Source organism: Peribacillus sp. NJ4 (assembly GCF_030348345.1).
In the GTDB taxonomy this organism is placed as follows: Bacteria; Bacillota; Bacilli; order Bacillales; family DSM-1321; genus Peribacillus.
The window spans coordinates 3,454,954-3,475,533 of sequence record NZ_JAUCFQ010000001.1 but is presented as its reverse complement, the minus strand read 5'-3'; the positions used below and the strand labels follow the sequence as shown (position 1 = coordinate 3,475,533).

Here is a 20,580-nt window from a genome sequence, read left to right as displayed (position 1 = left end):
CCTTCACAACAAGTGCAATTAATCTTTAAATCTGAACATACTGATACTAATCTAAAAGAGATGTGGATCAAATAGGCAATGAAAATTTGTTTAAGTGAAAGCATTATCAGCCTGAAAATATATTCATCTGACTGTTAGATGGTACTACAGTAATGGGATTCCGATTTGGTTGGAACTGACAGAGACAAAAATGTTGGGGTATCCCCTCAAGAGGTAAGGCCCAGTATAACTCTTGCGCAAAGTCTATCGTTTAGTTTGCAAATCGTAGACAAACACTTGACAACAGAAAGGACGAATAAATAGAGGAATTTGGGTCCTTAAAGCACCTGTTTATTTGTAGTAAATCCACGGGGAAAAGAGACAATTTTATACGTATAGTAAGATCAATGATGTGCAGAGTACTAGTAGTGAAGGTTTGAATTAGGACATCAAATAGGAATGCCAATTTTGATAAGCATTCCTATTCCTATTCATTTAGATTTTGCTACTGTTGCTCTCGTTTTCCGGTTTCTTTATGATGGCATATGCAAGGTATCCTATTAAGCCCATGAACAATCCGGTGCCGCCTACAATATAAATCATTGTAAACACTTTTCCGAAGTTTGTCTGCGGTTCAAAACTCGGGTGCCCAACCGTGCTAAGAGTGACAACACAGAAGTAAAGGGATTCAATTACAGTTAAACCTTCCTGCTTAACATAGAAGATGGTGCCGGAAAATAACATAACCATGACCAATACGAAAAGAACTTGGAAGTTCATCAATTTAAAAGCGGACCAAAGCGCTTTTAAGAACGTTTCAAGGTGAGGATAAATGAAATCATTGGTAATCGCTTTTCCTTTCGGTTTCATTACAAGTAGTAAATGTTATTCGTCTTGATTAGTTAATCATTCTACTATACAGGAAGCCAGTTCAGATTTACAAAAAAATCGTTTTCATTTTGGTCTGGTTTGAACAAGGTCTTTGATTGAGTCTCAATTTTATTATTGTCTAATTGGGAATGATTGATAGGGGATAAAGTAAGAAGGGAGCCGATCATGAAACCACGTATTACTGTCATTACATTAGGTGTGGATGACTTGGAAAAATCACTGGAATTCTATCGGGATGGCCTGGGGTTTCAAACAGAAGGGATAGTGGGCAAAGAATTTGAGCATGGCGCCGTTGCCTTTTTCAATCTACAAGCAGGCCTTAAGCTTGCCATATGGGGTCGAGAGGATATAGCACATGAGGCCAAGGTCTCTTTGTCCCCGGCAAGTCCTACTGAATTTACCATTGGTCACAATGTAGGTAGCAAGGAAGAAGTGGATATCGTATTGGAACAAGCAAGAAAAGCTGGCGCGATTATAACCGACCCGGCACATGACACTTTCTGGGGAGGATACTCTGCACACTTTCAAGACCCGGATGGACACCTATGGGAAGTAGTTTGGAATCCGCAGTGGGACATCAACGAATAATGTATTCAGTGTTGGAAGCACCATCTCCAGATCTAGGGGATTAATGCAGAAAGCAAACAGGTTAATAAAATGAAACAAGCACTTTACCTAGAGGTTAAGTGCTTGTTTTTTATTAATGAATTCCCTGCTTTTTGCAATCATTTCTTTATTCTTTTCAATCGCTTCGTTATTACTGTATTTCACCTGCGCATTAACGGTATCGTTATCTTCCATGTATTCAAGCAGCAAGTCTACAGCTTTGTCCATCAGTCTTTCGATGGGGATATTTCTTTCTTCAACCAGATTAGTAAGTCTATTATTCAAATACGGATTGAGTGTAATGTTTATTGGTTTTCTCGTTTCGGAATTAATAGGTCGTTCCACCTTTAGTCTTTTTATCAATTATATACCTACAATAGAAGGTAAACAAATATTAATGCAGGGATATGTATGTAGGAATGGGCTTGTACGGAATCGAAAGAATCAGAGAGCATAAAGGAACCCCCCAATCATGGGATGTATATTTAAAAAAGAGTGGGTGACGCTTTTTATTCTAAACATTCAGATGAAAATATAGATTTGCCTATTTTGTCATAGTCATTAATTGCTGAATCACTTTTTCACGTAAGTCTTCATCCAACGGGGCTATATTGAAAAGTTCTGAGTAATAAAGACCATCAATTGCCAATCGAATAATGGTTGCTGTTATCGGATCAATATTATCCTGTTCCACTTTCTTTTGAACATATTGATACCTTTGTGAAATGCTCTCAGATAAATCGGGATTTAACATGGAGGCAGCAATTATTCCAATATTCAATTCGGCGTTATGTTCCAAATCCCATTTGGAAACTTCGATTAATGCACGACACCATTTACCTTTTTCAATAGGGTCTACGTTCTCTGCATGCTCATTAAACCGTATATTGAATTTTTCGAAAATATATTCCGCTAAACCGATCATCAAAGCTTCCTTACTTGGGAAGTGATATAATAATCCACCTTTGCTGACTCCTGCTTGTTTTGCCACAGAGTCTAAAGTTAATGAATTAAAATCATTTTGGAGAATGAATTCTGTTGCAGATTTTAAGATATGTTGACGCTTGATACTGGCTTTTGATTCCATATGGTTCGCTCCTTATAAAACAACTGACCAGACGGTCTTTTATTTATTATACCTTTAGATGTTTTTTCATCAAATTGGTTCCAAAAATAATAGCGTGTAAAAAGCTGGGGAAATCATTGAATAACGTACACTCACGCATTTTAAGAACATTTTAGAGAAGTAGGGCTGTAATGTGCAATAGTAATAGTCTTAAGAGTATAAAAAGTTCCATTGTTAAAAGGAATCCATGAAAGGGTGAAGCTAAGCCAAATAAATGTGGCATTAAAGGGTCACTCAAGATTAGGATTCTTCGGAATTTTAAATTATACTAAGGTTCATGGCAGTAGCGAAAAATACTGGCACAAAAATAAAAACAAGAACACAGGTAAGCCATAACAAACAACTAATTAACTAGCCGATCATGATATAAAAGGGGAGAAAAAACATGCAAAGAGTCAATCTAACTGAAGATCTTAGTCTTTCGCGCATTGTTCACGGTATGTGGAGATTGGCAGATTGGAAACTTTCCAACGAGGAAATCCTATCTCTTATTGAACATGGAATGGATCGGGGGGTCACTACATACGATCACGCTGATATATATGGTAGCTATACATGTGAGGGGATTTTTGGGAACGCACTTTCATTAAAGCCATCTTTACGCGATAAAATGGAGATTGTCACAAAATGTGGCATAGTCATCCGATCAGAAAACCGTCCTTCTCATAAAAGTCACTATTACAATACCGATAAAACTCACATAATAAAGTCTGTTGAACAATCTCTTATAAATCTTAAAACTGATTATATTGATTTATTACTTATCCATCGTCCGGATCCCCTAATGGACCCGGCGGAAACGGCTGAAGCATTTAATCAATTAAAAGAATCAGGAAAGGTCCGTAACTTTGGAGTATCGAACTTCAAAAAAACGCAATGGGATATGCTTCAATCTTACCTTGAATTTCCTCTTGTGACGAATCAACTGGAACTTTCTGCATACAATCTTGAAAACTTCGAAGACGGAACCATTAACTTATGTCAGGAAATGAGAGTGGCTCCGATGGCATGGTCACCGCTTGCAGGGGGAAGCATCTTTGAGGAATCGAATGAAAAGGCTGTCCGCTTAAGAAAAACGTTAGAAATCGTAAAAGAGGAAATCGGTGCTAAAGGAATAGATGAAGTTATGTATGCATGGCTGTTGAGACATCCTGCAAAAATCGTTCCTATCGTTGGGTCCGGTAAGAAAGAACGTCTGGACAGCGCCATTGATTCACTAAACCTTAGCATGGAAAAAGAACAGTGGTTTAACATTTTAACTAGCTCGATGGGACATGATATCCCGTAATGGTCTATATATTTGCACAAGAATCCTTTGCCTAGATCAATGGGGACTTCCGTAAGGAGGTCCCCATTCTTAAACTGCAACAAACAACTGGGAATCATCTCTCCATTTATATTGGGAATCGTTTATACCAATCTTCTAATGACATCTCCCCAAAACTTTCTTCAAAGTCCAACCTTAATGGAGCAATCAATTCAAGGACATTTCCGTCTGGGTCATCAAAATAAACGGCAGCATGAGCTTGAGGGTTATTATCGAGAACTAAAGGCTGCTGTCCTTCCGTAAAATTAAAGAATGGGCGAATGTCAATTCCTTTATCTTTCAGCCAATCTTTCGCCGATGGCATGTCACCTAAATCAATTTGTAAAGCCACATGACGGATGGAAGGATGATAGGGGATTTCCACTTGGTCCGTTTTCCAAAGACCAAGCCAACTTTTCCCTTTCTCAAGCCAGAAGAAAACGACCCTCTCGCTTCGATAGGCAAGCTCTAATTCAAGTTTGTGGTAAAAATCAATCGACCTTTGCAAATCTGATACTGGTAAATGTGCTTCATAGAGACCTTTGATCATCTTGAACTCCCTTCTGAACAAATGTTTTGTTGGTGAATTAGAAATGAATATTTTATATGTGGAAGCTAAAAGCCGGTAATCCGAAAAAGCAACCCGATAATTCCGCAGAAATGTAAAACACCATGCTATGTGAAATAAGCATGCCAATGGAAAAGCTACTCCATTTACTTTTCTGACTAAAGTAAACTAAAAGGATGGCAGAAATGGTTCCAATTATCATGATCAATCGGAAAAGAAGGATAGGGTTGTAAGGAGGAAATGACCAAGTCATTAATACTTCCTTATTACTCCCGATTCTCCATTCCTTATTCATAATATACTAAAAAATACAAATATGGGCGATGTTAGTTTATCGTAAGTGACATTACCATTTTCATAAGTTCTTGGGGAACGTGATGGACTACCCTTGCAAGCATGATTTTGGTGAATGTTTTTTAGCTACTAATAAGATTCTAGCGTTATAATAAAAATAATATTTCATTTTAGAGGTGAAACAACATGAAAATCGGTGTTATAGGCTCAAAGTATTTTTTGGAATCCTTATCTGTCCACTTTCCCATGTTTCCTGAGGTTCAATTCATTTCCTTTCAATATGATATGCCGGAAGAAACAAGTCTATTAATTGAAAATGCGGGCAAACAAACCGATCTAGTACTGTTTTCAGGTTCCATCCCTTTTTATTATGGATACGAACAAGTTAAACGGAATTTAATAGAAGCTATCTATGTCCCTTTTGATGAATTGACAGTTGCGCTTTCGTTGTTATCGATTTCTCATAGGGAACAGGTTACTATAAACGAAATCTCAATCGATTTACCGGATAAAAACCGGTTAATGAAGGTATTGGAAGAATCAGAAATCGCAGAAAAACCCCTTTATGTGAAGGATTACCCTTGGATATACAAGAGGGAAGAAGATACCCAGATCCTAAACATAGCAGAATTCGTTCAATTCCACAGAAATATGCATAAGGAAGGAAAAACCCATTTCGCACTAACGAGCATTCATGCTGTTTATCAGGAGCTTCAAAGGCTATCAATTCCTTGTAGATATATGGTTCAGCCCAAACATACTTTAATGGACAGTCTCACAAAAGGTATTTCCTTGTTGAAGCTAAAGAAAACGGAAGAATCCCAGATTGCTGTCATTTCCATTCAAGATTATCAACAAAATCTTAAAGAAAGTGATCTATTTTTAAATTTTTTACAGAAAGTGAGTAAGAGATTACAGGCTCGTGTTTCTCTTGAATACTTAAATCCACATTTGATTTATACTACACGTGGAGCATTGCAGGCGTTTGAATCAGAAATTTATGATGAAATCATCGGACAAATGGAACAAGAGTTTCAAACTTTCTTCCAAATTGGCATTGGATATGGATATACGATTCAAGAGGCGGAAAAACATTCGGCACAAGCATTATTTTTTACCAATAAATTTCTAAAGAGAAAAACGGTAGCTTGCTTAGTTGATGAAGATCAAAAACTTCAGGGACCATTATTTGAAGGAAATCAACAGGTGGAATTGAAAAATGAAGATGAATCCATTCAAAAACTAGCCAGGGAACTAAAAATGAGTGCGAAAAATATAAAAATGATTCATCAGTTCATTTCGATAAATCATTTTCGGGCTTTTTCTGCAGCAGAGCTGGAGGAATACATGAGCTGTACCAGAAGATCGGCAGAAAGATTCGTTAAAAGACTCACTGAAGGAGGCTGTCTCAACAAAATTGGAGAGGAACACCCATATGGGCAAGGAAGACCTCGGAATTTATATGTACCTGCGGAAAAATTCAAGAAAATTACTGAAAATTAAATTTTCAGACTTTACAGAAAAAGTAGATTGGTATATATTGTTTTTATTAACGACATATAGCGACAGTGAAAGGGGAGGTTAGTTTTGTTTATTGAACGTTGTGAAATTCATGCCACTCATTTGCCATTAAAAGAGCCATTTGTCATTTCCTATGAAACATACAAGCATATGCCCTCTATTATCGTTAAATTAATAGCCGATAACGGGATGGTGGGATATGGGGAGGCAGTGCCTGATGAACATGTGACTGGGGAAACGTTTTATGCGACATTCGAAGTACTGAAGCATGTCCTGTTACCGGTTGTAAAACAGGAAAATCCTTTTAATTTAGAAAAGATACACGATATCATGAACTCTGCCATCATTGGAAATCCCTCCGCAAAAGCGGCCATTGATATAGCTTGCTATGACTTGATGGGGAAATATACCAAATTACCGATTTATGATTTATTAGGTGGGAAATTCCATGAATCCCTCTCTTTCGCTAAGGTTTTAAGTATTGACGAACCGGGGATTATGGCTGAAAAAGCACAGGAAGCCGTCGACCAAGGTTATAGTACATTAAAACTTAAGGTCGGTTGGGATATTGACTCAGATGTGGAACGGATTGCTGCGGTTCGACAACAAGTCGGGAAGAAGGTTCCAATTCGGGTCGATGCCAATCAAGGATGGGGAACTTATGCCAATGCACTTCCAGCAGTGAAGGCTCTGGAACCATTTAACCTTTCATGGTTGGAACAGCCGATTAGAATGGGGGACATTGACGGTCTTGCAAAGCTTAAGGAAAAAACGACCATACCACTTATGGCTGATGAAAGCATCCATCACGGAACCCATTTACAAGAAATCATTAAAAAGAATGCCGTAGATATAATCAATATTAAACTAATGAAATGCGGCGGAATCTATCAGGCTATCCAATTGGCAAAAACAGCAGAATTTGCAGGAATCAGCTGCCAAATCGGTTCAATGGTAGAATCATCAATCGGGTCCGCAGCAGGGTACCATACAGCCATTTCACGAAAAAACATTACCAGTACTGAATTGACGGGTCCGCTGCTATTCAGTCTCGATATTGGAAATCTTGATTATGAAATTCCATACGTCCATCTAACAAAGGAACCTGGGCTTGGAATCATAATTAACGAGGAAATTCTTGAGCAATTAACCATAAAAAAAGAACAGGTTTAAATATAATTCGTACATGATGAGGTGAATGGATGGAAACCGAAAAAAATAGTGTACCGGTCAAGAAAAAGACAAGGTTGAAAGTACCGCATACATACACGCTTATCTTCATCATAATCATCTTGGCAGGACTAGCCTCGTATGTAATTCCGGCCGGTGAATTTGACCGGGTTGAAGATAAAGAATCGGGTAGAATGCTTGTAGTCGACGGAAGCTATCATGCTATTGAGCAAGATCCTGTGAGCTTCTTTGACCTTTTCACCTCCATTCCATTGGGATTGGAAAAGGGAGCCCAAATTATTTTTTACATTTTTCTTGTAAGTGGTGCATTCGGGATCATACGCACTACTGGGGCCATTGAAGCGGGGGTCTACAAAGGGGTCCGATCACTTGAGGGGAGGGAGAAGCTTTTAATTCCGTTAAGTATGCTGATTTTTTCAATTGGCGGTTTTAGCATGGGGATGGCAGAAGAGACCATCATCTTTGTACCGATTGGTATCGCTATAGCAAGGGCGATGGGCTTTGATGCAGTTACTGGAACGGCCATGATTACACTTGGGGCAGCCAGCGGGTTTTTCGGAGGCATGCTCAATCCCTTTACGGTCGGGGTGGCACAATCACTGGCTGAAGTACCTTTATTCTCTGGAATCGGTTTTCGCTTTGCAGTCTATATTTTTGTACTGGCATTTGCCATTTGGTATGTTAGCCGTTATGCAAATAAGGTAAAGCTGAATCCTGAAAAAAGCGTAATCTACGATATTGAACAAAAAGAAAAACGCACGGTTGGTTTGGTCGATTTCCCTGAATTGACGGCGCGTCACAAGCTAGTCTTCATAGCGATGATCTTTGGGCTGGCTTTTAACATTTATGGCGTGTTTAAATGGGGTTGGTTTTTAACCGAGCTCACCGCTTCATTTTTGATTATGGGTATCGTTAGCGGGCTTGTCGGCGGTTTACAGCTTGGGAAAATATTCGATTCATTTATCGAGGGAGCCAAAGCGGTAACATTTGGGGCATTGATCGTCGGCTTTGCAAGGGCTATAACAGTAGTGCTGGAAGAAGGGAAAATCATAGATTCATTGGTCTTCATGGCGGCGTCCGGGATAAGTCATTTACCGCAAACGTTGAATGTCGTAGGCATGTTCTTCACCCAAGCAATCCTGAACTTATTCATTTCTTCGGGTAGCGGACAAGCTGCGGCAACAATGCCGATCATGGTTCCCATTACGGATATATTGGGTTTGGAAAGACAGCTTGCCGTACTTGCCTTCCAATATGGGGATTCGGTTACGAATTCCATCATCCCAACGTCATCAGCGTTAATGGGATATTTGGCCATCGCTGGGATTCCCTATGAGCGATGGGTAAAATTCATTTGGAAATTAATTCTCGGGTGGACTTTGATTGCTTGCATCGCATTAATTGCAGCAGTGGCCCTCGGTATCTCCTGAGAGAATAAGGAGTGGTTTGATGAAGGAATTATTGAATGAAATTAAACCTCAAGTTTTGGAGATTTTCCACCATCTTCATGAGAATCCTGAAGTGAGCTGGAATGAATATCAGACTACAGCTTATATTTCAGAGATTCTCATGAAAAGCGATCTTGAGGTGACAAGTTTTGGGGATATGCCTGGGATCGTGGGCAATTGGTATCCAAAGGAAGGGCGAAATAAGTTAACGGTCGGATTGCGGGCTGATATGGATGCTCTCCTTCAGGAGGTCGACGGGACAATACGTGCCAACCACTCATGTGGGCACGATGCTCACATGACGATTGTATTGGGTGTCTTGCTGTTATTAAGAAAAATGAAGACCAATCTTCCTGGTACGTTGAAGTTTATTTTTCAGCCTGCCGAGGAAGTTGGTGAAGGTGCTTTAAAGATGATTGAAAAACAGGTATTGGATGATATTGATTTTCTCTATGGTCTTCATTTGCGCCCCATACAGGAAATGAAGCATGGACAAGCTGCTTCAGGAATCATTCACGGGTCAGCCGATACAGTGTTCGGTGAGATTCACGGATTTGACGGGCATGGTGCCAGACCCCATTTGACTTTAAATGCCATTGAAGTGATCACTGACATCGTTGAACAGCTTAAAGGAATACGGCTAAACCCGCAATTATCCTATTCAGTAAAAATGACACAGGTTTCTGCAGGAGGGGAAAATGCGAATATTATACCTGGGTCCTCCAAGTTCAGTCTTGACTTACGCGCCCAAACGAATGAAGCGATGGATGAATTGATCGAGAAGGTGGACGATGTCTTGACGAAAATGTCGGTCTTCCATCAATGTCAAATTAGCTTCAAGCACAAAGAAAGAGTTTATGCCGCATGCATTGACCAAGAAGCGGAACGATTTATGGAGAAGGCAATCGAAAAAACCTTAGGGGCTAAAGGGCTCGTTAAGCCCATCATTACCCCCGGTGGGGAGGATTTCCATTATTATACAAAGGAAAGACCTGCAATCAAAGCCACGATGCTTGGAGTGGGCTGCGATTTAAAGCCAGGGTTACACCATCCCAACATGGCATTTAATCAGGAAGCCATTTTCACAGGTATTGAAATATTAACCAGGGCAGTCATTGAAACCTTTTCTAAATATAACAAGTAAAAAAGTCACCACTAAATTTCTAGCCCGCTAAGTTCTCCGAAAATGCTTAAATTGCTAGGAATTAGACTTATTTTTGTTATTAAAGTTAGTGGCCTTTGCTAATTAAAGATTGGTCTTGGCAAAGAATTTTTTTGAACACATTTACGTTAGGTCACCAAATTGTAATTTTACTTTCTTCAAATTAAATATTCAACAATCGGGCTTTTTAATTGAGGAAAGATTACAAAGATGATTCAACTTACTATAAGAAGAGCGTGTTTTGATCAAACTCTGTTTCAAAACACGCTCTTTCTTTTTGTTCGTTTATCAAGGTTATTAGTATTAGTTTGATCAAACATTATACAAAAGCAACATTAGACGCTGGTTTAATTATGGTTAATTACAATGGTATTACACTTCCAGTTCGGTCAAATACTAAACGGTAAAATTTGCATCAGAACTCTTATGACAGTCGTTTTTCCATTTCTGTTATTGAAGCACGTGCAGACATTTTTAATGTTGGAACCTCCTGATCATTCAAGCCAGTAGCAATGACAATAACTATAATTTCATCTTTTAAGTTTTCATTAATAACAGAACCGAAAATCATATTTAACTCTGAGTCTGCCGCAGAAGTAACAATATTTGCTGCCTCTTGTACTTCATATAGACTTATATTGGCGCCTGTGAGTTTCATTAGCACACCTTGGGCTCCGTCGATGGAAGTGTTAAGTAAAGGACTGGAAATGGCTTTCTTTGCAGCTTCCGCAGCGCGATGTTTACCTGTTGCTCTGCCAATGCCTATTAAGGCAGACCCTTTATTGGACATGATTGTTTTCACGTCTGCAAAATCAATGTTGATTAAACCTGGTACAGCAATTAAATCCGATATACCTTGGATACTTTGGCGAATAACATTATCCGCTTCAAGAAATGCTTCAAGAATGGGTGTATTTTTATGTAAAATCTCCAATAAGCGATCGTTTGGAATAACAATTAATGTGTCCACTGCTTTCTTCATTGAGGCGATTCCGCCTGCTGCTTGTGTTGCACGCTTATTGCCCTCAAACGCAAACGGAAGTGTTACAACGCCAATGGTTAGTATGTCAAGCTCACGGGCAATTTGAGCAATAGCAGGGGCAGCACCCGTTCCTATACCGCCGCCCATTCCGGCTGTAACGAGTACCATGTCTGTACCTTTTAATGCTTCTTGGATCTGCTCTTTGCTTTCTTTAACTGCTTGTTTACCTACCTCTGGATTTGCCCCTGATCCTAAACCTTTTGTCAATGTTGCACCGATTTGTATCTTGATCTCTGCTTTTGATAAATTAAGAGCTTGTGCATCTGTATTAACAGCTATAAATTCTACACCTTTAACTCCATGTTCGATCATACGGTTAACGGCGTTATTTCCTCCGCCGCCAATACCAATTACTTTAATGTTGACTGATGAGTTTACACTTGTAACAAACTCCATTTTATAGGACCTCCTAGTCATTGAAATTACCTTGTTCAAATTATTCAAATAAATAGCGGAAACACTCGTTCATTTTATTCGAAATGTTTTGTCTTTCTTATATTTAGATTTAGTTAAAGAAAAAGGCATTGTCGTTAGCAGTCCCGTAAAGGAGACTTCTAACGACAATGCCTTTCATTGAACCCTTCCATTCTTTGCAAAAGGTGGGTGGGTTCGATATCCTAAAAAGGTAATCTTTGTTTTTTATTCTAAGGTAATTCCACTTTTAAATCAATATATATACATTATTACAAACAAATACGTATTCATGAAGATGGCTCTGATACAAAAATAATTAAAAGTGTACTAAAATGAGTTTAAAACTGATACTTATTTTCCAAAATATATTATTGGCAATCGCGCGATTGCTGAACAATGAAGAGTCGCTTTTATAGTCGAATCCGAATGGTTCTATAAATAAGTAGATGTAAATAATTAAGAAACCCACTAATCTTCTCATGTGAAGGTAGCTGGGTTTTAAAGTTGTATGTGCAAAAATTGGGAAAATATATAACCAAGAACGAGAAGGAGGAAAAACATGGAAGTGAATATGAGTGTTGAAGAAGTCGTGAATCAAATTTCTGAATTAGTAGAAAAAGAAGGGAAGCCACCTCTGAAGAAAGAGGTAAAGAAGTCAAATCCTGAGTTAATGAAAAACGCATTGTATTACTTTCCTAGTTGGGATGATGCAGTAGAACATGGGGATTTCCTTCTTGTCAAAGTCCGCAGTCCAGAAAGAATTGAATGACAGGGTTTTGGTTGAAATTCCCTTTCCGCAAGATGATAAGCTGAAGAGAGAGACTTATTTAATGTATAAGGAAGATTCTTTCTCAAATCCTGCAATTAAGAGATTTATAGATATTTCTCAACAACTATTATCAGAGAATCCCAGCTTTATCTGATAGCGAAAAATATATAATAATATTGAATCGAAACTGATTAATCTAATACCCCTAATTATACGAGTGAAAGGATGGTGTTTTTTTATAGATCCTATCATCTCTAGTGAACTAACACTTTCCGCACAAGAATTACAACGCTTTTTATCTCCAATAGTCCTACAAGAAATCGCCAAACAAATGGTTTTGTACAGCGATCTAGTAAGTATCAAGCAGATGAACTCATCTCTCTTTGTGTTTGGCTCAGCCAAGAAGCGTTCGTACATCACTTGCGCAAATATGTAGTCGATTAGAGGCTTCGACGGGTGTACTATAGAAGAAACTCGTCAAAAAAAAGTCTTTGCTCATTAGAGCAAAGGCTTCTTTATATTCTAAAAAATTTATCATTCTCTGATAATTCAATAATTTTAGCTTCTTCGATTAAACCTTAGTCAATACTTGACACTCTTTCTCTTAAAATAAGGACTATGTATTGTCTCTTTATATCTTTTGATAATTAAAAATAGTATCAAGTTGGTTAATAAGTAATATAATGAGGCTTTTACGCATATAAAGAAAAAACACTATCCAGATTCTTTAATTAAAAATTCAAAACATAAACAATCAATGTTCTCTTAATAGTCCATACAGAAAATCCTTACTCCGCTTGTGCTTTTATTGTGAGAATTAAGAAAAATGATAGGAAGAAGGTGACAAACATGGAAGCAATCGTCCTAGCCGCTGGATATTCCAGCCGAGCGAATGCATTTAAAATGACTTTGCCGATGGGGCAAATGAGCGTGTTGGAGCAAACGATCTCTAAATTTGAAGGATTATGCAGCAGGGTCATCGTCGTAGCTGGATTTCAAGCGAAAATCATCCAAGAGGAAATTGCCAAAATCATCAGTGAAAATGCCTATTCATTTCAGATCAAGTTTGTTTATAATGAAAACTTTAACCAGGGAATGTTTCATTCCATTCAAAAGGGCTGCAACGAAGTAAATGCCCCAACCTTCTTTATAACACCCGGAGATTGTCCGCTTGTAAAAAAAGAGACTGTTCAGCTACTAGCAAAACACAAAGGAAACGTGGTTATTCCCAGCTTTGACTATAAAGGCGGCCATCCCATTAAATTATCAAGCGAAGTGAAACAGAAAATTCTCGAAACCAATCCAGAGAGTAATTTACGTGTGGTCCTGGGCGGTTACGAAAAGCAATACATGAATGTAGATGATGCGGGAGTATTAATGGATATTGATACACCGGAGGATTACCAAAAATCCATTGATTATGATAAAGCTTTAAATTTCTCGAAGTAAAAATATAATTAAAATCTACGAAAATCTTGAATAGAAATGAATCATAAAAGATCATTCCATTTATAAAATCGTAGGAAGAGGTTTCTATTCAGAATATGTCCCTTTAAAAAAATGAGTCGAAGGGTGTTGTTGCAATGAATCTCAAAGACATAAGCACCTCAGTGCCCAAAAAGGACCATAAAGGTAAAGTATCGGGCCAGTTGCCCTATATTAGTGACGTGAAATTGGAAAATATGGTTTATGGTGTTTTGTATCGATCGCCAATTGCTCATGGAAAAATCATATCCATTCAATTACCTAACCTTCCGGAAGGGTATGAAGCTGTTGGAGCAGAGCATATCCCCGGACCGAATTATGTCAAAATTATCAAAGAAGATCAGCCCATTTTTGCCAATGAGTGGGTCAATTATATTGGTGAGCCGATTCTCATGCTCACGGGCAAAGACCTGGATATCCTGTACAGTTTGTTAAATGAAGTGGAGGTTGAATTTGAAGAACATCAGGCTATCTATACATTGGACGAAGCGATCAAGCAAAAATCAGCATCCTTAGTTTTGGCAAGCTATGAATTTGGGGAAAGCTTAGAGAACATTTCAGCTATCGAGCAGGGAGCCCATCAAATCATCGAAGAAGAATATGATACGGGTTATCAGGAGCATGTCTACCTTGAGCCGCAAGGAATGCTCGCCGTTTATAAGGATGATGAAATTGTCGTCCAGGGATCGATGCAATGTCTTTATTATATAAAAAATGCATTGCTAAGCGCGTTAGCCTGTGGTGACGATGAAGTCAGAGTTGTTCAAAGTCCTACCGGCGGCGGTTTTGGCGGCAAAGAAGATTATCCTTCGATGATGGCTTGTCACGTAGCCGTTGCCGCAAGAACAGTCAAAAAATCGGTAATGCTCGTGTTCGACCGTTCTGAGGATATGCTGGTTACGACGAAAAGACATCCGGCCAAACTCAAATATCGAACGGCCCTTGATAAGGAAGGAAATATTCTGAGCATGTGTGTTGACATCTTTCTCGATGGAGGGGCAAATGTGGGATTGAGCTCTGTCGTGCTGCAGCGCGCATTAATAAACGGTGCCGGTGTTTATAAAATTCCGCATTTTCATGCAAAAGGCTATGTCTTAAAAACCAATACCGTTCCGAACGGCGCCTTCAGAGGCTTTGGTGCTCCACAAAGCTTTGCCGGAATCGAAAGTCATATTGCACATCTTAGTAAACTGGCAAAAATCGACCCGCTTGAATATAAACGAAAATACCTAGTCAAACAAGGAGACCCCACCATCACCAAAGGCAAATTCCGCGACCCGATATTAGTGGAAGAAATGATTGAGGACGTACTCAACGTGTCAGAATACAAAAAGAAAAAAGAAGACTTTCAGCGCTTAAATCAACAAAATCAGCGCTATAAAAAAGGCATAGGAACTTCGTTGTTCCTCCACGGCTGTGGATTTACAGGCAGTGGCGAAAGAGATCATATTAAAGCAACGGTGAAGCTGGTTAAATCAAAGGACGACCAGGTATCACTAAAAATCTCAAACTCTGATATGGGACAAGGTATTTTGACGACGTTGTGTAAAATTGTCGCCAAAGAACTTAACCTCCCGTTCGAAGATGTTTTGTACCCTTATCCCGATACAAAAGAGGTTCCCGACTCGGGTCCGACCGTAGCTTCCAGGACGACGATGATTGTCGGAAAATTGCTTGAACGGGCCGCAAAAAAACTTAAGGATCAGTGGCAAACAGGGGTGGAACAGGAAGTAGTTGAGCACTATGTTCACCGTGAAATGATTCCTTGGGACGAGAAAACCTTCACTGGAGATGCCTACCCGGCTTATTCATGGGGCGTTAATATCGTTGAAGTAGAAGTTGATACGTTAACAGGAAATATAAAGTTAGAAAAAGTATACGGCAATTATGAAGTTGGGAAGGTCATTGATGAACGGATTATGAAAGGCCAAATTGACGGTGGTTTGGCTCAAGGGCTAGCATACGGTTATCTAGAAAAGATGACGTCAAACCAAGGTAGAATCCAACAAAAAAGCATATCGGATTATGGACCGCCGACTTCATTGGATGTTGTTTCAATTGAAAGCAAGGTCTTTGATAACCCCTATGCTGATGGTCCATACGGGGCGAAGGGCGCAGGTGAATTGACTTTAATCGGAGGCGCTCCAGCAGTCCAAGCTGCGATCGAGGATGCCCTGCAAACTTCTTTTCAGCAAATTCCGATTACACCGGAAGTCATTATTGAAAGTCTTTGGATGAAAGAAGGTGAAGAGGGTTGATTAAATTCACACTAAATGGAAGAACGGTAGAAACTGACGCCCCTGCTACAGCAAGATTACTAGATTTATTAAGAGATGAGTTTGAGTTAATCGGAACAAAGGAAGGCTGTGGTGAAGGGGAGTGCGGAGCCTGCAGTGTTTTTGTGAATAACCTCCTGCAAAACAGCTGCCTTATTCCAATTGGCTCGATTGCTGGTGCCGATATTCAAACGATCGAAGGCATCATTGAAACGGAACAATTTAAAATTTTAGATGAAAGCTATTCCATAGCCGGGGGAGTGCAATGCGGCTATTGCATACCGGGAATGATTATGGCAAGTGCAGCTTTGTTATCTGAAAATCCTCATCCTTCAGAGGCTGAAATTCGTGAGGGCATCTCCGGAAATCTGTGCCGATGTACGGGCTACAATATGATTGTTGAGGCGATTAACCTAGCAGCTAAAAAAGGTGATGGCTTATGATAGAGAAAATAACAGCGTATCGCTTCGAGGGTTTAGACGAAACTTTGAGCCAATTGAATAGAGATGATTGTGCAATCATAGCCGGAGGCACCGATGTTATGGTTCTTCACAAAAGTAGAAGGGGAGTACCTCCAAAAATCCCTAAACCGATTGTTTTTATTAATCATCTTTCCGAATTAAAGCAGGTGTATCAACATCACAAGGATCTCCACATCGGGGCCTGCTGTACCTATAGTGAATTACTTGAAAATCCGTTGATTCCTTTTGCTTTAAAGAATGCAATTAAAACAATTGCTGCCCCGGCAATTAGAAACCGGGGAACATTAGGCGGTAATATTTGCAACGCCTCTCCAGCCGGTGACATGCTTCCTTTATTATATGTATACAATGCAAAGCTTCTGTTGCGCTCCGTAAATGGTGATCGCATGGTTGCGATTAGCGATTTCATTCAAGGTCCACGACAGGTTCAACGCTTTCACAATGAAATAGTAACGGAGATTATTCTGCCGTTCGTATTAGGAGATTCACATGTCGTTTTCGAGAAAGTCGGTAACCGCAACGCAGATGCCATTGCCAAAGTATCGTTTGCGGGTTTCGTCCGGATAAGCAAAGATCGAATCGATGACATTCGATTTGCCTTCGGGGCGGTCGGACCTACGATGGTTCGTTCCATTGATATTGAGAAGAAGCTGGTTGGAAAAACGATACCATTAGCCGATGCAGACATCGCTGAGATTGTGGCAGCCTTCGATAAAATCATTAGACCAATCGACGATCAACGCTCCACTGCGGCTTACAGAAAAACCGTTGCTTTACATCTTTTACGTTATTTTCTTAGCATGAAGCAATATCAACCGAATTAATGTTTAAAGATAGGGGGGAGCTTTTCATGCAGCTGATGGAAAAAGTGGCCATGCTGACGCGTCAAAACGAAACCTTTGCTTTAGCCATGATTATTGAATCAAAGGGCTCGACTCCCAGGCATGTTGGAAAAATGATTGTCTACCGGGATGGTACCATTGAAGGGACTGTCGGAGGGGGCTTGGCTGAACACTATGTGATCGAAGATAGTGTAAAGGCGATCCAAAATGGCCAATCGAAAATCGTTGAATATAAGTTGAATAAACATGCAAAAGACGGAATTCAGATGAATTGTGGCGGCACGTTACGGGTCTTTATTGAAGTCTATACAAGCAGGCCTGAACTCATTCTGGCTGGGGCCGGTCATTTAGGCCATGCGTTGGCAAAGCTCGCTGATTTCCTCGAATATCCTTATTGCATTGTCGATGATCGCGTTGGTTATTGTACAAAGGAACGCTTTCCGAATGCGACAAACCTTTTTGTGAACGAGGATATTGGAAAGGCTTTGCTCGCAGCCAACCTAAATGAAAAATCATATGTGGTAATTGTTACAAAAGATTGTGATGATATTGTATTAAAAACGGCACTGCAATTTCCGATTGCATATGTTGGGATGGTAGCCAGTAAACGCAAGGTCATAAGCATATTTGAAAAGTTAAAAAGTGAAGGGGTCACGCAAGAACAGTTGGAGCAGGTCCATTCTCCAATCGGATTGGAAATTGACTCGGAAACATCAGAAGAAATTGCAATCAGTATTATCGGTCAAATCATCAAATTAAGCAAGGAAAAAAAGCCTGTAAAAGTGAAACAATTAAATAGATAAGTAGAAAGGTATAACACCTGAGGCAGATAAAGCTAAAATCAAAATGTCTAATAGACAATGGGGTCAGTCCCTGCTTTGTTAATGTATTAACTCAGTGGGACTGACCTTTTTTCTTTGATAAAAGCTAGAAGCAGGCCCTTGCTCTTCAGAGTGGGCTTTTTGTCGTTTTGATTAATTCATTAATATGGTAGGAATATTTCACTTTATATGCTACTACTAACATACAATACACAAAGAAAAATTTGGGGAGGGATTTTGTATGGGGATATTAGATGGGCTTATGGGAAACGGGTTCTGGTGCAAAGATTACATCCATTTGAAAGAGGTATATAGGTTCCTATAGAATCAGCTCTTATGCAGCCATTCCAAATAGTTGATGAATGAACTTCACTTGATTTTGGACAGACTTGTCCTGTAAAGTAAGTTGTCCTTTTTTAATGATATGCATCGCTCTATGGATGAGAGTGCATAACATAGTTTGAAATGATAGCTGATAGGTAGTGCAAGTATCCAAAAGCAAATTTAACCTGAAGAAAAGAAGTGAAAAAAATGGCTGAACCCTTAAAGGATTTATATAATGAAACGTTCATTCGAGAATTCAGTGAAAAAGTAAGAGGCGTGTATTCGTCTTTTTCTACTGAATCGTTCATTGGGAAAGTTATGGATGAGCATTGGGACGAAAGAAAGTTAAAGGAACGAATTAGGCACATTTCCATTACTCTTGGAAAGCATCTTCCAAGTGATTATCAAGAGGCTTTGGATATTTTGTATCGGCTTGATAAGGATTGTGAGGGTTTTAGATATTTATTTTTCCCGGATTTTGTAGAGGTACATGGATTGAATAAGAAAGATTGGCCGTTATCGCTAGATGCGTTGGAGCATTTTACAGCAAGGTCCTCCTCTGAATTTGCAATCCGTGCTTTTATCTTGCTTGATCCCGTTTTTATGATCGAGAAGATGAAGGAATGGACCAATCATGATGATGAGCATGTCCGCAGGCTGGCTAGTGAGGGGTGCAGGCCCAGGTTACCTTGGGGCCAAGCTTTACCGATGTTCAAATCCGATCCGGCACCCGTCCTGGAATTACTTGAGAACCTGAAAAACGATCCATCCCTATATGTTCGCAAAAGTGTTGCCAATAACTTGAATGATATTGCCAAAGACCATCCAAAAACCGTAATAGAAACAGCCAAGCGCTGGCGTGAAAGCGGAGAACCCAACACGATTTGGATTATTCGACGGGGATGCAGGACCTTAGTTCGTCAAGCAGATCCAGAAGTCCTTTCTTTATTTGGATATACGGATATATTGAATAATCCGTATATCATTACAAACGCATTTATTAGAAATGAACCAGACTCGATTTTTATTGGGGAAACGAGTGAACTTCATTTCGGCTTTCGAGTTCAAGAAAAGAACTCTGTGAAACTTCGCATCGAGTATGCCATCGATTTTGTGAAAGCAAATCAGAAAACTTCCCGTAAAATTTTCCTTTTGGCAGATAGGGATTTCTCAAGTAGTGAAGAAGTTGAAAAAGTGAGGATTCACAATTGGAAAGACCTAACGACACGTCGACATTACATGGGGATCCATCAAATCTCCCTTCTCATAAACGGAGTGGAAGTTGCCGAAACGCATGTAAAACTAAACGATGGAAGATAAGGATACTAAAAAGTTTGGGAAATCTTAATTAACAGGATTACGAGCACTTATATCTGACAAACGAGGAGCTGAGAGTTCCTCGTTTTTAATTATTTCATGATAGTGAAACATTACAAATAACACATTAAAAAGCAATCAAATCCAAAAAGTTGGATAGCTCCGATTGCTGCGCAAATTATTAATTAACAATGCCAGTAAAACGATTATCACAGCACCAGTTAAAACAGGAGTAAATAAATAACTCCAGCCATACTGGCCAAGCATGACAACTAGCGGGTCTGCCCCAGCTGGCGGGTGCGTCGTTTTTGTCAGCATCATCACCGCAATTGCTAATCCGACAGCCAAGCCGATTGCCCAAGGTTCATCGCCAAAAAAATGATAGGAAGTTAAACCTACGAATGTTGAAACAAAATGGCCGCCAATAATATTCCGCGGCTGTGATAATGGTGCGTTCCACAGACCGAACGCCAGTACACAGCTGGCACCAAATGGAGCCATTAACCACACTGCTGATGTTATTTTTGTTAAGAGAATTAAAGCGAATATAGTTAAAAATCCCCCAATCAACCCCGTTATTGCATCCTTTACATTTATCTGTAAAGGGCTTCTTCCTTTTCCCTTCATCTTCGATAAATAACGAATATGAAAAAAGCATTTTTCTTTATGCCTCGCTACTGAAATACGGTCCAAAGTGAACCCTCCCCTATTTTATA

At 39.4% G+C, this 20,580-nt stretch carries 19 protein-coding genes and 3 pseudogenes; 15 read left to right on the top strand and 7 right to left on the bottom strand.

The annotated features are described in order from the left end of the window. Positions 1-474: 474 nt before the first annotated feature. Positions 475-821 (bottom strand): annotated as a pseudogene (locus tag QUF94_RS17290) (potassium channel family protein). A gap of 214 nt (positions 822-1,035) precedes the next feature. Between QUF94_RS17290 and QUF94_RS17285 the strand changes: the two are divergent. Continuing rightward, positions 1,036-1,458, top strand: a complete 423-nt coding sequence (locus QUF94_RS17285; RefSeq protein WP_289316932.1) for a VOC family protein — start codon at positions 1,036-1,038, stop codon at positions 1,456-1,458. An 87-nt stretch (positions 1,459-1,545) separates the two neighbouring features. On the opposite strand, the gene QUF94_RS17280 is transcribed toward QUF94_RS17285, so the two are convergent. Beyond that, on the bottom strand, positions 1,546-1,839 hold the full coding sequence (locus tag QUF94_RS17280; RefSeq protein ID WP_289316931.1) for a ribbon-helix-helix domain-containing protein: 294 nt from the start codon (positions 1,837-1,839) through the stop codon (positions 1,546-1,548). A 181-nt stretch (positions 1,840-2,020) separates the two neighbouring features. Continuing rightward, on the bottom strand, positions 2,021-2,563 hold the full coding sequence (locus tag QUF94_RS17275; protein WP_289316930.1) for a TetR/AcrR family transcriptional regulator: 543 nt from the start codon (positions 2,561-2,563) through the stop codon (positions 2,021-2,023). Positions 2,564-2,987: 424 nt separating this feature from the next. Between QUF94_RS17275 and QUF94_RS17270 the strand changes: the two genes are divergently transcribed. Continuing rightward, entirely contained in the window at positions 2,988-3,890 is a 903-nt protein-coding gene (locus QUF94_RS17270; protein WP_289316929.1) for an aldo/keto reductase, read from the top strand. A 106-nt stretch (positions 3,891-3,996) separates the two neighbouring features. On the opposite strand, the gene QUF94_RS17265 is transcribed toward QUF94_RS17270, so the two are convergent. After that, the gene (locus QUF94_RS17265; RefSeq protein WP_289316928.1) at positions 3,997-4,458 is read right to left on the bottom strand and encodes a VOC family protein; all 462 of its coding nucleotides are present in this window, start codon (positions 4,456-4,458) and stop codon (positions 3,997-3,999) included. A 498-nt stretch (positions 4,459-4,956) separates the two neighbouring features. Here QUF94_RS17265 and QUF94_RS17260 point away from each other — a divergent pair, with 498 nt between their 5' ends. The 4 genes from QUF94_RS17260 (at position 4,957) to QUF94_RS17245 (ending at position 10,074) form a co-directional block, all read left to right on the top strand. Beyond that, a complete protein-coding gene (locus QUF94_RS17260; RefSeq protein WP_289316927.1) occupies positions 4,957-6,273 on the top strand; it encodes a MarR family transcriptional regulator in 1,317 nt (438 codons plus the stop codon). An 84-nt stretch (positions 6,274-6,357) separates the two neighbouring features. Further along, complete coding sequence (locus QUF94_RS17255; RefSeq protein ID WP_289316926.1) at positions 6,358-7,464, top strand: mandelate racemase/muconate lactonizing enzyme family protein; 1,107 nt, start codon at positions 6,358-6,360, stop codon at positions 7,462-7,464. Positions 7,465-7,493: 29 nt separating this feature from the next. Beyond that, positions 7,494-8,912 (top strand): YfcC family protein, encoded by a 1,419-nt coding sequence (locus tag QUF94_RS17250; protein WP_289316925.1) that lies wholly within the window; start codon positions 7,494-7,496, stop codon positions 8,910-8,912. 19 nt (positions 8,913-8,931) lie between these two features. Next, positions 8,932-10,074 (top strand): M20 peptidase aminoacylase family protein, encoded by a 1,143-nt coding sequence (locus QUF94_RS17245; RefSeq protein WP_289316924.1) that lies wholly within the window; start codon positions 8,932-8,934, stop codon positions 10,072-10,074. Between the two features lie 442 nt (positions 10,075-10,516). Here the strand turns inward: QUF94_RS17245 and ftsZ are convergent, their stop codons facing one another. Then, entirely contained in the window at positions 10,517-11,530 is a 1,014-nt protein-coding gene (ftsZ, locus tag QUF94_RS17240; protein WP_289316923.1) for a cell division protein FtsZ, read from the bottom strand. Positions 11,531-12,107: 577 nt separating this feature from the next. On the opposite strand from ftsZ, the gene QUF94_RS17235 reads away from it, so the two are divergent. From QUF94_RS17235 to QUF94_RS17205, 8 genes and pseudogenes are all read left to right on the top strand, one after another. Then, on the top strand, positions 12,108-12,317 hold the full coding sequence (locus QUF94_RS17235; RefSeq protein WP_289316922.1) for a hypothetical protein: 210 nt from the start codon (positions 12,108-12,110) through the stop codon (positions 12,315-12,317). Further along, positions 12,268-12,471: a LysR substrate-binding domain-containing protein gene (locus QUF94_RS28865; protein ID WP_353957675.1), complete on the top strand. Its 204-nt coding sequence runs from the start codon at positions 12,268-12,270 to the stop codon at positions 12,469-12,471. Before QUF94_RS17235 ends, QUF94_RS28865 begins: the two co-directional genes overlap by 50 nt. Positions 12,472-12,555: 84 nt before the next feature. Further along, positions 12,556-12,781: pseudogene (locus QUF94_RS17230) on the top strand (IS4 family transposase); the annotation flags it as partial. 385 nt (positions 12,782-13,166) lie between these two features. Further along, positions 13,167-13,766 (top strand): nucleotidyltransferase family protein, encoded by a 600-nt coding sequence (locus QUF94_RS17225; protein ID WP_289318419.1) that lies wholly within the window; start codon positions 13,167-13,169, stop codon positions 13,764-13,766. 134 nt (positions 13,767-13,900) lie between these two features. Beyond that, complete coding sequence (locus QUF94_RS17220) at positions 13,901-16,060, top strand: xanthine dehydrogenase family protein molybdopterin-binding subunit (RefSeq protein ID WP_289316921.1); 2,160 nt, start codon at positions 13,901-13,903, stop codon at positions 16,058-16,060. Further along, positions 16,057-16,521 carry a (2Fe-2S)-binding protein gene (locus QUF94_RS17215; protein WP_034312987.1) on the top strand — a complete coding sequence of 155 codons (465 nt, stop codon included), beginning with the start codon at positions 16,057-16,059 and terminating at the stop codon, positions 16,519-16,521. Before QUF94_RS17220 ends, QUF94_RS17215 begins: the two co-directional genes overlap by 4 nt. After that, entirely contained in the window at positions 16,518-17,384 is an 867-nt protein-coding gene (locus QUF94_RS17210) for an FAD binding domain-containing protein (protein WP_289316920.1), read from the top strand. Before QUF94_RS17215 ends, QUF94_RS17210 begins: the two co-directional genes overlap by 4 nt. A gap of 26 nt (positions 17,385-17,410) precedes the next feature. Next, the gene (locus tag QUF94_RS17205) at positions 17,411-18,205 is read left to right on the top strand and encodes an XdhC family protein (RefSeq protein ID WP_063234629.1); all 795 of its coding nucleotides are present in this window, start codon (positions 17,411-17,413) and stop codon (positions 18,203-18,205) included. A gap of 352 nt (positions 18,206-18,557) precedes the next feature. Here the strand turns inward: QUF94_RS17205 and QUF94_RS17200 are convergent. After that, positions 18,558-18,656, bottom strand: a pseudogene (locus QUF94_RS17200) (IS6 family transposase); the annotation flags it as partial. Positions 18,657-18,754: 98 nt separating this feature from the next. Between QUF94_RS17200 and QUF94_RS17195 the strand changes: the two are divergent. Then, a complete protein-coding gene (locus tag QUF94_RS17195) occupies positions 18,755-19,867 on the top strand; it encodes a DNA alkylation repair protein (protein WP_289316919.1) in 1,113 nt (370 codons plus the stop codon). A gap of 135 nt (positions 19,868-20,002) precedes the next feature. On the opposite strand, the gene QUF94_RS17190 is transcribed toward QUF94_RS17195, so the two are convergent. Next, complete coding sequence (locus tag QUF94_RS17190; RefSeq protein WP_289316918.1) at positions 20,003-20,557, bottom strand: HPP family protein; 555 nt, start codon at positions 20,555-20,557, stop codon at positions 20,003-20,005. Positions 20,558-20,580 lie beyond the last annotated feature (23 nt).